The organism is Mycobacterium sp. PTI7, assembly GCF_056679845.1.
Genome location: NZ_CM155252.1, coordinates 2901209 through 2914117, shown reverse-complemented (window position 1 = coordinate 2914117; position 12909 = coordinate 2901209). Strand labels below are relative to the sequence as shown.

The 12909-nt window shown below is 69.8% G+C and carries 13 protein-coding genes; all 13 read left to right on the top strand.

Going from position 1 to position 12909, the window contains the following annotated elements; translation table 11 throughout:
- Nucleotides 1-28: 28 nt before the first annotated feature.
- Nucleotides 29-1693, top strand: coding sequence for an FAD-binding protein (locus tag AC1MEY_RS13965; protein ID WP_480231478.1), 1665 nt, complete (start codon nt 29-31; stop codon nt 1691-1693).
- A gap of 26 nt (nt 1694-1719) precedes the next feature.
- The gene (locus AC1MEY_RS13960; protein ID WP_480231179.1) at nt 1720-3030 is read left to right on the top strand and encodes an LLM class flavin-dependent oxidoreductase; all 1311 of its coding nucleotides are present in this window, start codon (nt 1720-1722) and stop codon (nt 3028-3030) included.
- Between the two features lie 8 nt (nt 3031-3038).
- Complete coding sequence (locus AC1MEY_RS13955; protein WP_480231178.1) at nt 3039-3887, top strand: coniferyl-alcohol dehydrogenase; 849 nt, start codon at nt 3039-3041, stop codon at nt 3885-3887.
- Nucleotides 3874-4869: a cyclase family protein gene (locus tag AC1MEY_RS13950; RefSeq protein WP_480231177.1), complete on the top strand. Its 996-nt coding sequence runs from the start codon at nt 3874-3876 to the stop codon at nt 4867-4869. The genes AC1MEY_RS13955 and AC1MEY_RS13950 overlap by 14 nt, the downstream gene beginning before the upstream one ends.
- A 7-nt stretch (nt 4870-4876) precedes the next feature.
- Nucleotides 4877-5446, top strand: a complete 570-nt coding sequence (locus AC1MEY_RS13945) for an NADPH-dependent FMN reductase (protein WP_480231176.1) — start codon at nt 4877-4879, stop codon at nt 5444-5446.
- Nucleotides 5443-6282 (top strand): alpha/beta fold hydrolase, encoded by an 840-nt coding sequence (locus AC1MEY_RS13940; RefSeq protein WP_480231175.1) that lies wholly within the window; start codon nt 5443-5445, stop codon nt 6280-6282. Before AC1MEY_RS13945 ends, AC1MEY_RS13940 begins: the two co-directional genes overlap by 4 nt.
- Nucleotides 6279-7106, top strand: coding sequence for an SDR family NAD(P)-dependent oxidoreductase (locus AC1MEY_RS13935; protein ID WP_480231174.1), 828 nt, complete (start codon nt 6279-6281; stop codon nt 7104-7106). Before AC1MEY_RS13940 ends, AC1MEY_RS13935 begins: the two co-directional genes overlap by 4 nt.
- Before the next feature lie 95 nt (nt 7107-7201).
- Nucleotides 7202-7861, top strand: coding sequence for a TetR/AcrR family transcriptional regulator (locus AC1MEY_RS13930; RefSeq protein ID WP_480231477.1), 660 nt, complete (start codon nt 7202-7204; stop codon nt 7859-7861).
- On the top strand, nt 7858-8052 hold the full coding sequence (locus tag AC1MEY_RS13925; protein ID WP_480231173.1) for a ferredoxin: 195 nt from the start codon (nt 7858-7860) through the stop codon (nt 8050-8052). Before AC1MEY_RS13930 ends, AC1MEY_RS13925 begins: the two co-directional genes overlap by 4 nt.
- Before the next feature lie 2 nt (nt 8053-8054).
- Nucleotides 8055-9290, top strand: coding sequence for a cytochrome P450 (locus tag AC1MEY_RS13920; protein ID WP_480231172.1), 1236 nt, complete (start codon nt 8055-8057; stop codon nt 9288-9290).
- A gap of 58 nt (nt 9291-9348) precedes the next feature.
- Nucleotides 9349-10521, top strand: coding sequence for an amidohydrolase family protein (locus AC1MEY_RS13915; RefSeq protein ID WP_480231171.1), 1173 nt, complete (start codon nt 9349-9351; stop codon nt 10519-10521).
- Nucleotides 10522-10586: 65 nt separating this feature from the next.
- Nucleotides 10587-11762 carry a M24 family metallopeptidase gene (locus tag AC1MEY_RS13910; protein ID WP_480231476.1) on the top strand — a complete coding sequence of 392 codons (1176 nt, stop codon included), beginning with the start codon at nt 10587-10589 and terminating at the stop codon, nt 11760-11762.
- A gap of 3 nt (nt 11763-11765) precedes the next feature.
- Nucleotides 11766-12902 carry a M24 family metallopeptidase gene (locus AC1MEY_RS13905; RefSeq protein WP_480231170.1) on the top strand — a complete coding sequence of 379 codons (1137 nt, stop codon included), beginning with the start codon at nt 11766-11768 and terminating at the stop codon, nt 12900-12902.
- The last annotated feature ends 7 nt before the right edge of the window (nt 12903-12909 follow it).

Here is a 12909-nt window from a genome sequence, read left to right as displayed (position 1 = left end):
GCTCGTCGTCGGATCCGGCGGCGGCGGCATGACCGCGGCCCTGACGGCCAAGGTCGACGGCCTCGACACGCTGGTGGTCGAGAAGTCCTCGCAGTTCGGTGGGTCCACGGCGCTCTCCGGTGGCGGCATCTGGGTTCCGGGCGCACCGTCGCAGCGCCGGGCCGGCTACCGCCCCGACCCCGACGGCGTCGTCGAGTACCTGAGGACGATCACCGGCGGGCTCGTCAGTGAGGCGCGGCTGCGCCGGTACGTGGACGCCGCGCCGGAGATGATGGAGTTCCTCGAGCGATCGAGTCCCTGGTTCGACTTCGTCTGGAAGCCGGGGTATGCCGACTACTACCCGGAGCTGCCCGGCGGATCCGAGCGGGGCAGCACCATCAACGTTCCGGAGATGGACCTGCGGGCGCTCGGCGACGAGGAGGCGAACCTGCTGGCCCCGCTGGCGCTGGCGCCCAAGGGCATCTGGTTCGCGCCCAAGGATCTGCGGCTGTTCTACCAGGTGCGCCAGAACTGGCGTGGCAAGGCCGTGATGGTCAAGCTCATCTGGCGGATGGTGCGCGCGCACGTCTTCGGCGACCGCATGGCTGCCATCGGCCAGTCCTTGATGGCGCGGATGCGGTTGGCGCTGGCCGAGCACGACGTGCCGCTGTGGCTGGACTCGCCGATGACCGAGCTGATCACCGACGTCGACGGACGCGTGGTGGGCGCCGTCGTGGATCGCGGCGGCCGGACGCTGCGGATCCGCGCGAGACGCGGCGTGATCGTCGCCAGCGGCGGGTTCGACCACGACATGGCGTGGCGGCGCGAGCACCTGCCCGAACTCGAGAAGGACTGGAGCTTCGGCAATCCCGCGTCGATGGGCGACGGGATCAGGGCGGGGGAGAAGGTCGGCGCGGCCACCGAACTGCTCGACGAGGCGTGGTGGTTCCCCGCGATGTGCTGGCCCGACGGTCGGCTGCAGTTCATGCTCAACGAGCGGATGATGCCGTCGCAGTTCGTCGTCAACGGCGCCGGCGAACGGTTCGTCAACGAGGCGGCCCCCTACATGGACTTCGCCCACGCGATGATCGACGGCCACCGCTCGGGCGTCGCCCACATCCCGTGCTGGCTGATCACCGACATCCGGTCGTTCCACCGCTACGTCGTGGGCGGCCACCTCCCGATCCCCAAGATCCCCTTCGCGCCGGTGCCGACCGGACGGAAGGTGCCCGCGGCGTGGCTGGAGTCGGGAATCGTCAAGCAGGGCGAGAGCTTCGCCGAACTCGCGCACCAGATCGGCGTCCCGGCCGAGACGTTGCGGGCGACCGCGGAGCGCTTCAACCACCTGGCCCGCACGGGTCACGACGATGACTTCGACCGCGGGGACAGCGCCTACGACAACTACTACGGCGATCCCACGCTGCCGAACCCCAACCTGCACCCGCTGGGCAAGCCGCCGTACTACGCGTTCCAGATCATCCTGGGCGACCTCGGCACGTCCGGCGGACTGCGCACCGACGAGTTCGCGCGGGTGCTGCGCGACGACGACTCGGTGATCGACGGCCTGTACGCGACGGGCAACGCCAGCGCGGCGGTGATGGGCCGGAGTTATGCGGGTGCCGGCGCCACCATCGGACCGGCGATGACCTTCGGGTACGTGGCCGCCCGCCACATCGCGGCCACCAGTTCCACGACGGTGCCGTACTCCACCTAGACGTCCAACACCTATCGGAGGTAATGATGAAGATCTCACTGTTCTACGAGTTCCCGCTTCCCCGGCCGTGGTCGGACGGCGACGAGCACCAGCTGTTCCAGCACGGTCTGGACGAGGTCGAGGCCGCCGACAAGGCAGGGTTCTCGACCGTCTGGCTGACCGAGCACCACTTCCTCGAGGAGTACTGCCACTCCACCGCGCCGGAGATGTTCCTCGCCGCGGCGAGCCAGCGCACCAAGGACATCCGGCTGGGCTTCGGCGTCATGCACCTCCCGCCGCCGATCAACCACCCGGCCCGCATCGCCGAACGCGTCGCCACGCTCGACCACCTGTCCAACGGCCGCGTCGAGTTCGGCACCGGTGAGGGTTCGTCGGTCGCGGAACTGGGCGGCTTCGACATCGACCCCGCCGACAAGCGCACCATGTGGGAGGAGGCGCTCGAGGTCTCCATCCGCTGCATGACCGAGGCGCCGTTCAGCGGCTTCAAGGGCGAGCACGTCGAGATGCCCGCCCGCAACGTGATCCCCAAGCCGCTGCAGTCGCCGCACCCGCCGGTCTGGGTCGCGTGCACCAGGCCCTCGTCGGTGCAGATGGCGGCCCAGAAGGCCATCGGCGCCTTGAGTTTCGCGTACACCGGACCCGAGGCGCTCAAGGACCGCGTCGACGGCTACTACCGGACCTTCGAGGAGGAGGGTGCGCCGGTGACACCGGCGATGAACCCCAACATCCTGGCCATCGGCGGCGACCTGTCGATGATGGTCGCGAAGTCCGACGACGAGGCCCTCAAGCGCCTCGGCACCGGTGGTGGGTTCTTCTCGTTCGGGATCATGCACTACTACCTCACCGGGATGCACACGCCCGGCCGCACCGGCGTCTGGGACCTGTACCAGGATGCGGTCAAGGAGGATCCGACGCTCGCGTACGGGCCCGGCCGCGGCGCCATCGGCTCGCCGGACACCGTGCGGGAGTTCCTGCGCGGCTACGAGGCCAGCGGCGTCGACGAGATCATCCTGCTGCTCAACCCGCGCAGCCACGAGGGCACCATGGAGTCCATCGAGATCATGGGCCGGGAGGTGCTGCCGGAGTTCATCGAGCGGGACGCCAAGGCCGTCGCGGCCAAGGCCACCCGACTGGCGCCGGTGCTCGAGAAGGTCGAGGCCCGCCGCCGGCCGTCGGAGGCGCCGCTGTTCGACGAGACCTACGCCTTCGGCGGGCTGCCCACCGGCAAGGGCGGAAAGTTCACCGCTGGTGAGATTCCCGAGGCCATGGCCGAGATCAACGAGGGCCGGGTGAAGGCGGCCCAGCAGGAGAGGGACGCCCGGGAAGCCGTGAGCTGAGCGGGCCCGTGACCGCATCCGACGATCTGCTGGGATACGCCGGGCGGCGCGTCGTCGTCACCGGGTGCGCGTCGGGCATCGGCGCCGCACTCGTCGCGCAGCTCGGTGCGCTCGGCGCGCACGTCGTCGGTCTGGACGTGACGTCGCCGGCGCTCGACCTCGACGAGTTCCACCGGCTCGACCTGTCGGACCCGGCCTCGATCGACGACGCCGTCATCGCGGCCGGCGGCCCCGTCGACGGACTGTTCAACGTGGCCGGGGTGTCGTCGGGGATCCGTGATCCGTTGCGCGTGGTCACGATCAACTTCCTGGGGACCCGCCGGTTCACCGAGGGCGTGATCCCGGCGATGCCGCCGGGGTCGGCGATCGCGAGCGTCTCCTCCCTCGCCGCGTCCCGGTACCGCGAGAACGCCACCGTGACCGCGGGCCTGCTCGACACGGCGACCATGCCCGACGGCGTGGCCTGGTGCGAGCGCCACCCCGACGCCCTCGCCGACGGCGGCTACCGGCTGTCCAAGGAGGCGCTGATCCTGTACGGCATGGCCAACGTAGGCATGCTCGGCGCCAAGGGAATCCGCATCAACTGCACCGGACCCGGCGTCACCGACACGCCCATCCTGGACCAGCTGCGCGGGGCCTACGGTCAGGACTTCCTGGATTCGTTCCGCACACCCCTGGGCCGGGTCGCCGGGCCCGACGAGCAGGCCGCCGCCCTGGTGTTCCTCAACAGCGCCGCAGCGAGTTACGTCACCGGGCAGGTGCTGTGGGTGGACGGCGGTACGGTCGCGGAGAACGTCTTCGGCGATCTCGCCGACGCCCGCGCACGAGCCGGAGGGCCCGACCATGGCAACGCTTGACGACTTCCGCCGCGTCGCCGACGACGTCCGCAACTGGGGCCGGTGGGGTGACGACGACGAACTGGGCACCCTGAACCTCATCACCGCCGAGAAGGTTGCCGAGGCCGCGGCCACGGTCACCAAGGGGACCGTCATCCCGCTGGGCGGCGACTTCGGCTCCTCGGGGCCGCAGGGCGCGTTCACGTTCCGGCAGAACCCGGTGCACGTGATGACCGTCGACGGCGGCGACGCCGAGACCCTCGTCCGGTACGGCCCGCAGTGGCTGCGCAACGCGGTCGCGAGCGACGTCAGCGCGTTCTTCGCCGACAACCCGTTCCGCTTCAACGACGACATGATCATCATGCCGCTCCAGGCCGCCACCCAGTGGGACGCGCTGTCGCACGTGTACTACGAGGACAAGCTGTACAACGGCTTCCCCGCCGACTCAGTGACCAGTTTCGGTGCCTACCACTGCGGCATCGACAAGGTCGACGTCAAGGGCATCACGTCGCGGGGGGTGCTGCTGGACGTCGTCGCCCATCGCGGCGAGGACGTGTTCTGCGCGCCGGGCAACCCCATCACGCCCGCGGAACTCGACGACGTCGCCGCGGCGCAGGGCGTGACCATCGGCGCGGGTGACGTCGTCGTCGTCCACACCGGGTGGTGGACCCGCTTCCTCCAGACCGGCGACGGCGGCGAGGCCGGCGCGGGTCTGGACTGGACGTGCGCGTCGTGGCTGCACGACCACGACGTCGCCGCCGTCGCGGCCGACAACCTGATGGTCGAGGACCCCGATCCGGCCAACGGCGTCGAGGGCACCTTCCTGCCCATGCACATGCTCTGCCTGCGGGACATGGGCCTGATGCTCGGCGAGTACTGGAACCTCGCCGCACTGGCCGAGGACTGCAGGCAGGACGGCGTCTACGAGTTCCAGCTGATCGCACCGCCGCTCAAGGTGGTCGGAGCGGTCGGCGCGCCCGTCAATCCCATCGCGATCAAGTGAGGCACCCGTGACAGTCAGCAGACAGCCGCTCGTCGTCGGACTCGGCGGCACGCTGAGAACCAACTCCTCCACCGAACGCGCGCTGCGGCACTGTCTCTCGGCGGTCGAGCAGCGTGGCGGGCGGACCGCGCTGTTCTGCGGCGACGACATCGACCTGCCGATGTACAACCCGCACGAGCCGGTCCGCACCGAGAAGGCCGTCGCGCTGGTCGCCGCACTGCGTGACGCCGACGCCGTCGTGGTCGGGTCGCCCGGCTACCACGGCGGGGTGTCCGGCCTGGTGAAGAACGCCCTCGACTACATCGAGGACCTGCGCGGCGACGCGAGGGTGTACCTCGACAACACGCCGTGGGGGTGCATCAGCTGCGCCTACGGCTGGCAGGCCGCGGTCGGGACGCTCGGGCAGCTGCGCGTCATCGGCCATGCGCTGCGGGCGTGGCCCACCCCGCTGGGCGTCGCGATCAACTCCGCCGACCAGATCTGGGGCGAGAGTGGCGAACTGGTCGACGACACGATCAGCGGCCAACTCGACATGCTCGCGATGCAGTTGGTCGCCGGGTCGGTCCGGGCGGCGTGACGGCGACGCAGTTCGTCCGCCGGTCCGTGCTCGTCGACGGATTGGTCACCGGTTATCTGGAGGCCGGTGCGGGCGATCCCGTCGTGCTGCTGCACGGAGGGGAGTTCGGGGCCAGCGCCGACCTCGGCTGGGAGTGCACGATCGGCGCGCTGGCGGCACGTCACCGGGTGCTCGCCCCGGACATGCTGGGCTACGGGCACTCCGCCAAGGTGGTGGACTTCGTGGACGGTCGGGGCATGCGCATCCGCCACGTCGCCCGCTTCTGCGAGACGCTGGGCGTCACGTCGGCGCACTTCGTGGGCAACTCGATGGGTGCCATCAACCTGCTGACCGACAGCACGTCCGCGTCGCCTCTCCTGCCCGTCCGAAGCCTGACCCTGATCTGCGGCGGCGGCGACATCCAGCGCAACGAGCACGCCGACGCGCTCTACGACTACGACGCAACGGTTCCCGCGATGCGCCGCATCGTCACCGCGCTGTTCGCCGGGCCCGCCTGGGCCGACGACGACGCCTACGTGGCCCGCCGCCACGAGTCGAGCACCATGCCAGGCGCCTGGGAGGCGATCGCTGCGGCGCGGTTCCGACGCCCGGGTGCGGCGCCGCCGCCGACGCCCTCGGCCGACCGTGCCTACGAGCGGATCGGCGTGCCCACCCTCGTGATCGAGGGGGCGGCGGACAAACTCCTGGCGAGTGGCTGGGCCGCGGACGTCGCCGGCCGCATCGCCGGGGGAGTGTCGGCCGTCGTCGACGGTGCCGGGCACTGCCCCCAGATCGAACGGCCCGAGGCCGTCAACCACCTACTACTGAACTTCCTCGAAGGGAGCCCGTCGTCGTGAGCGCGGAACTGGAGGGCAAGGTCGCCGTCGTCACCGGTGGCGCGTCGGGCATCGGGCGGGGCATCGTCGAGCGGTTCGTGGCCGAGGGCGCGCGCGTCGTCATCGCCGACGTGCAGACCGACCTGGGCGAGGCGCTGGCCGCCGACCTCGGCGAGACCGCCGTCTTCCAGCGCACCGACGTGGCCGAGCAGGACGACGTGGCCCGCGTGGTGGCGCGCGCGGTCGACGAGTTCGGCGGCCTCGACGTGATGGTGAACAACGCCGGCCGGTCCAGCCCGCTGAAGAAGGGTCTCTTCGACGAGGACTTCGCCGAGTTCGACAGCGTCATGCGGGTGAACCTGCTCGGCGTGATGGCAGGCACGCGGGATGCCGGACGCCACATGGCCGAGCACGGGGGCGGCGCGATCATCAACATGGCGTCGATCGGGGGGATCCTCGCGGGCGGTGGCGTCGCCAGCTACCGCGCGTCCAAGGCCGCGATCATCCAGTTCAGCAAGTCCGCGGCGATCGAGCTGGCGCACTACGAGATCAGGGTCAACTGCATTGCGCCGGGGAACATCCCGACGCCCATCCTGCGGTCGGCGGCCACCGACGAGGACCGCGAGCGGCTCGAGAAGTTCGAGGCGCGCATCCGCCAGCAGATGCGCGACGACCGGCCACTCAAGCGCGAGGGTGCCGCGAGCGACGTCGCCGAGGCGGTGCTCTACTTCGCCACGGACCGTTCGCGCTACGTCACGGGCACGGTGCTGCCCGTCGACGGTGGCACGGTCGCCGGAAAGGTGATGGTGCGCAGGCAGAGTCGGGACGGGTCCGGCACGGCGTGATCGATTCGGTGCAGGTGCGCCCGGCCGAGGATCATCATTTAAATCAATTGCTTGACTTAATCAGGCGAGCCGCGTTGACTGAAGACGTGACGGTGATCACCACGAAGGCCCCGCGGGCCGACCGGGCCAGCACCACGCGAGAGGCCATCCTGACCGCCGCCGAGCGGCTCTACGCCGAGCACGGCGTGTTCGCGGTCTCGAACCGGCAGGTGAGCGAGGCTGCGGGCCAAGGCAACAACGCGGCCGTCGGCTACCACTTCGGCACCAAGACCGATCTGGTCCGTGCCATCGAGCAGCGACACCGTGCACCGGTCGAGGAGCTGCGCGAGTCCATGGTCGCCGCGGCCGACGGGTCCACCGACCTGCGCGACTGGGTGGCCTGCCTGGTGCGGCCCCTCACCGATCATCTCGCGGCACTGGGCAACCCCACCTGGTACGCCCGGTTCGCCGCCCAGGCCATGACGGATCCGGCCTACCACGGCATCGTCGTCAAGGACGCGCTGAGTTCGCGGTCGCTCGTCGAGGTGGTCGACGGGATCAACGCCTGCCTGCCGGACGTGCCGACGGACATCCGCTTCGAGCGCAACATCATGGCCAGGAACCTGTTGATGCACAGCTGCGCCGACCGCGAGCGGGCGCTGGCCAACGGCGCCACCGTGGCCCGGACGTCCTGGCAGGCAGCGGGATCGGGCCTCATCGACGCCATCGTCGGCGTGTGGCTGGCGCCGGTGACGCGAGAGGTCGACGTCCCGTGAAGGTGACCGTCGATCAGGACAGATGCGTCTCGTCCGGAATGTGCGTGATGAACGCCTCCGACGTGTTCGACCAGCGCGACGACGACGGCGTCGTGGAACTGCTCACCGACAGCCCGGGTGCGGACAGGACTTCAGACACCCGCAACGCCGCCGCGGCATGCCCGGCCATGGCCATCCACATCGAGGAGTGACGATGACTGACACGCTCGCCAAGGACCACGTGTCCGCCGAGGCGCCCGAGTACCCGATGGAGCGCGCCGCCCGCTGCCCGTTCTCGCCACCGCTCGAGATGCTCGAGATGAACGACGTCGCACCGCTGTCGCGCGTGCGGATCTGGAACGGCAGTACGCCCTGGCTCATCACCGGGCACGAGGTGGCGCGCACCCTGTTCGCCGATCCGCGGGTCAGCGTCGACGACCGCATCGAGGGATTCCCGCACTGGAACGAGCACATGCTCTCGACCGTCGACAAGCGGCCGCGTTCGGTGTTCACCGCCGACGCCGAGGAGCACACCCGCTTCCGTCGGATGCTGTCCAAGCCGTTCACCTTCAAGCGGGTGGAAGGGCTTCGGGCGGCCATCCAGGCGGTCACCGACGAGTGCATCGACACGATGCTCGCCGGAGACCGCCCCGCCGACGTGGTCGCCGGACTGGCCCTGCCGGTGCCCACCACTGTGATCAGCGAGATGCTCGGCGTGCCGTACGCCGACCACGAGTTCTTCCAGCACCACGCGAACGTGGGCCTGGCCCGCTACGCCTCTGCCGAGGACGGGCAGAAGGGCGCGATGAGCCTGCACAAGTACCTCATCAATCTCGTCGAGCAGAAGATGGCCGAGCCGTCCGAGGATGCGGTGTCCGACCTCGCCGAGCGGGTCACCGCGGGGGAGATCAGCGTCAAGGAGGCAGCCCAACTCGGCACCGGCCTGCTGATCGCCGGCCACGAGACCACGGCCAACATGATCGGCATCGGCGTGCTGGCACTGCTCCAGAACCCCGAACAGGCTGCGCTGCTGCGTGAATCCGACGATCCGAAGTTCATCGCGAACGCCGCCGAGGAACTGATGCGCTACCTGTCGATCATCCAGAACGGGCAGCGTCGCGTCGCGACGGCGGACATCGAGATCGGCGGCGAGACCATCCGTGCGGGCGAGGGCATCATCATCGACCTCGCGCCCGCCAACTGGGACGGCGCCGCCTTCCCCGAGCCGGACCGGCTCGACTTCACCCGGAACGCGGGTCAGCAGTTGGGCTTCGGCTACGGCCGGCACCAGTGCGTCGGACAGCAGCTGGCCCGTGCCGAGCTGCAGATCGTGTTCCACACGCTGCTCCGTCGCATCCCGACGCTCGAACTCGCCATCCCGTTCGATCAGGTGCCGTTCAAGCACGACCGCCTCGCGTACGGCGTCTACGAACTTCCGGTCACGTGGTGACCACCGCACTGCCCCACAGCCTCAGCCCCGCACGACCAGCCCGATTGGAGTGTCGACGATGACCGCGACCACTGAAGCGCCGTCCCTGTACCCGCCCGAGGGCTTCGGAGCGCCCAAGCACCGCAAGGGACACGCCACCGGCGACTACGGCCTGCCCGCGGGCACCGTGGTGTTCTCGGCCGACAACCACATCTCGGTCGCCGACGACATCTTCTACGACCGGTTCCCGGACGACATGAAGGGTGCCGCGCCCCGGATCTGGTACGAGAACGGCGCCTACATGGTCGGCATGAACGGCAAGGCGTGGACCGGTGGTGACTTCGGCCGCGTGCTCATGCAGTACGACGATCTCGCCGGCGCCGCGACCAACGACATCGAGGCGCGGATCCGCGAACTGGCCGAGGACGGCATCGAGAAGGAACTGGCCTTCCCGAACGCCGTGCTGGCACTGTTCCACTACCCCGACAAGGCGTTGCGCGAGCGCGTGTTCCGGATCTACAACGAGGTCATGGCCGATCTGCAGGAGCGGTCGAACGGCCACTTCTACGGGGTGGGCCTGATCAACTGGTGGGACCCACGGGGCACCGAGAGCACGCTGACCGAACTGAAGTCGCTGGGCCTCAAGACGTTCCTGCTGCCGCTCAATCCCGGCAAGGACGAGGACGGCAACATCTACGACTACGGCAGCACCGAGATGGACGCCGTGTGGGACGTCATCGAGGACTCCGGCGTGCCGGTCACCCACCACATCGGCGAGACCCCGCCGAAGACGCCGTGCCAGAACAACAGCGTGGTGGTCGGGATGATGGTCAACGTCGACTCGTTCCGCGAACAGTTCGCCAAGTACGTGTTCTCCGGCATCCTCGACCGCCACCCCGCGCTGCGGGTCGGCTGGTTCGAGGGCGGCATCGCCTGGGTGCCGACGGCGCTGCAGGACGCCGAACACATGCTGGCCTCCTACCGCCACATGTTCAATCACCAACTCGAACACGAGCCACGCCACTACTGGGACAACCACATGAGTGCCTCGTTCATGGTGGACCCGCTGGGCCTGCGACTCATCGACGAGATCGGCGTCGACCGCGTCATGTGGTCCAGTGACTACCCCCACAACGAGAGCACCTACGGCTACTCCGAGAAGTCGCTCGCGTCGGTGGTGCGGGCCGTCGGGCCGGAGAACGCGGCCAAGATCGTCAGCACCAACGTCCAGAAGTTCCTGGGCATCGCGTGACGGCGACCATCCCGGGCACGATCGGATCGACGCTCGACATCCCCGACCTGCCCGACCGCGCCCGGATGTACCGCGACTGCGGCGCCCGGTTGCGGGACGCCATGCGGGACAAGGGCATCGCCGCCCTCGTCCTGCTAGGCAACGGCAACGTCGTCTACGCGACCGGCGTCAGCTGGCCGCTGCTCGACGCGGGCCTGTCCCACGTCGAGCGGCCGGTGGCCGTGGTCCTCGTCGACGACCCGCATCCCCACGTCTTCCTGCCGCTGCGCGAGGGATCCAACTCGCACGTCGAGGTGCCCGCCGATCACGTGCACCCGCCGCTCTACCTCGAGTTCGACGAGGGCGTCGACCGGCTGGCGAGCGTGCTCGCCGACCTCGTGCCCGCGGGCGGTGCGGTGGCGGTCGACGAGTTGACGGGTGCCATGCGGCGCGCCGGGACGAGGCTGTTCCCGGCGGGACCGCCGTCGGACGCCGCCCAGGTGGTCGGACCGGCCAAACTCGTCAAGACGCCGGATCAGGTGTCCTGCATCCGCAAGGCCTGCCGCATCACCGAGGAGGCCGCGGCCGACGTGCAGCGGTCCCTGGCACCCGGCGTCCGGCAGGTCGACCTCTCGGCGGCCTTCGTCCGGAGGGCCTTCGAACTCGGCGCCACCGCCAACATGCTCGAGGCCATCTGGCAGGTCATGCCCACCACCAGGGTGAGCGGCAACGTCTGGACCACCACCGGCGACCTGGCCCTGCCGCTGCTCACCACCGAACGCGAACTCCTCGACGGCGACGTCCTGTGGACCGACGTCAGCATCACCTACCAGGGCTACTGCTCCGACTTCGGCCGCACCTGGGTGGTCGGCGACCACGTCACCGACCGCCAGCACGGGCAGTTCGAGTCGTGGCGCGGCATTCTCGACGCCGTGCTCGCCGTGACGCGGGCCGGCGCGACGTGCGGCGACCTCGCGCGGGCCGCGATCGCCGCCAACGGCGGCACCAAGCCCTGGCTGCCGCACTTCTACCTGGGCCACGGCATCGGCACCAACGCCGCCGAGATGCCGATGATCGGAACGGATCTCGGGAGTGAGTTCGACGACAACTTCGTCTTCCCCGCCGGGATGATGCTCGTGCTGGAGCCGGTGGTCTGGGAGGACGGCACCGGTGGCTACCGAAGCGAGGAGATCGTGGTCATCACCGAGGACGGCTACCAGTCGATCACGGACTACCCCTACGCGCCGTACGGAAGGAGCTGACCGATGGCGTTGGAGATCCTGCCCGATCCGGCCGAACTGCGCCGGGGCCGCCGTGACCGTGCGCTGGCACAGATGGACGCCCACGACATCGACGTCCTGGTGCTGGGACGTCAGGCCAACGTCCGGTACGTGACCGGCGCCCCGCAACTCTGGGTCGCGGGCACCCGGCCGTTCGGACCCATCTGCGAGGTCATCCGGTCCACCGGTGAGATCCATCTGAACAGCACGTGGGACGAGGGCATCCCCGACGAGATCAGCCACGACCACCTGTACGGCCTGGCGTGGAATCCGATGACGCTCGTCGAGGTGCTCAGGGCACTGCCCGGTGCCGCGACGGTGCGACGCGTCGGAACCGACTCCCTCACACCGACCTTCGCGCAGCTCCTGCCGCTGGCGTTTCCGAACGCCGAACTGGTCGACGCGGAACCGGCGCTGCGCGCGGCGCGACGCATCAAGACCCCCGCCGAGATCGCGGTGCTGCGCGGCGCCCTCGGAATCGCGGAGACGGCGCTCGACGCGGCGCGTCGCGAACTGGTGGCCGGCATCACCGAACAGTCCCTGACCGGGGTGATGATGGAGGCGATGGCCGCCGGTGGCGTCACCACCCCCGCCACCCAGGACGGCGCGTGGATCACCCCCAGGGACCACTCGTGGCGGCGTGACGAGGGCGACGGCCGGGTCTCGGACGGCGATCTGGTCGCGCTCACGGCGGGCGCACTCGCCGACGGCTACGTCGGCGAGGTGGGCCGCACGGTGCCGGTCGGCGACGTGCCGGGGGCCGACGCGCTGTTCGCCCGCTCGGATGCGCTGTGGGACAGGCTCCTCGGGGCCTGTCGCCCGGGCGGCGCGGCCATCGACCTGCTGCACGCCTACGAGTCGGCCGGCGAGGCGCTGCCCGCCACCCCCGTCGCGCACGGGCTCGGGCTCGGCTTCGATCCGCCGGTGATCTCCGCCGACCTGCCGGTCACGTGCGCGCAGGAGCGGCTGGAACCCGGGATGGTCCTCGCGGTCACCGGGTACGTGTGGGAGGTCGGCGTCGGTGCGGTGTTCAGCAGGGACGCGGTGTTGATCACCGAGGACGCCCCGGAGGTGCTGACGTCCAGCAGCACGCGCAGCAGCGCGTCCGTCGGATCGATCTGAGAACGGA

Excerpts from the sequence above, each read along its gene's own strand:
- AC1MEY_RS13965 (WP_480231478.1), top strand. The coding sequence starts at position 29 with ATGACCGCGGCCCTGACGGCCAAGGTCGACGGCCTCGACACGCTGGTG.
- AC1MEY_RS13960 (WP_480231179.1), top strand. The coding sequence starts at position 1,720 with ATGAAGATCTCACTGTTCTACGAGTTCCCGCTTCCCCGGCCGTGGTCG.
- AC1MEY_RS13950 (WP_480231177.1), top strand. The coding sequence starts at position 3,874 with ATGGCAACGCTTGACGACTTCCGCCGCGTCGCCGACGACGTCCGCAAC.
- AC1MEY_RS13920 (WP_480231172.1), top strand. The coding sequence starts at position 8,055 with ATGACTGACACGCTCGCCAAGGACCACGTGTCCGCCGAGGCGCCCGAG.
- AC1MEY_RS13915 (WP_480231171.1), top strand. The coding sequence starts at position 9,349 with ATGACCGCGACCACTGAAGCGCCGTCCCTGTACCCGCCCGAGGGCTTC.
- AC1MEY_RS13910 (WP_480231476.1), top strand. The coding sequence starts at position 10,587 with ATGTACCGCGACTGCGGCGCCCGGTTGCGGGACGCCATGCGGGACAAG.
- AC1MEY_RS13905 (WP_480231170.1), top strand. The coding sequence starts at position 11,766 with ATGGCGTTGGAGATCCTGCCCGATCCGGCCGAACTGCGCCGGGGCCGC.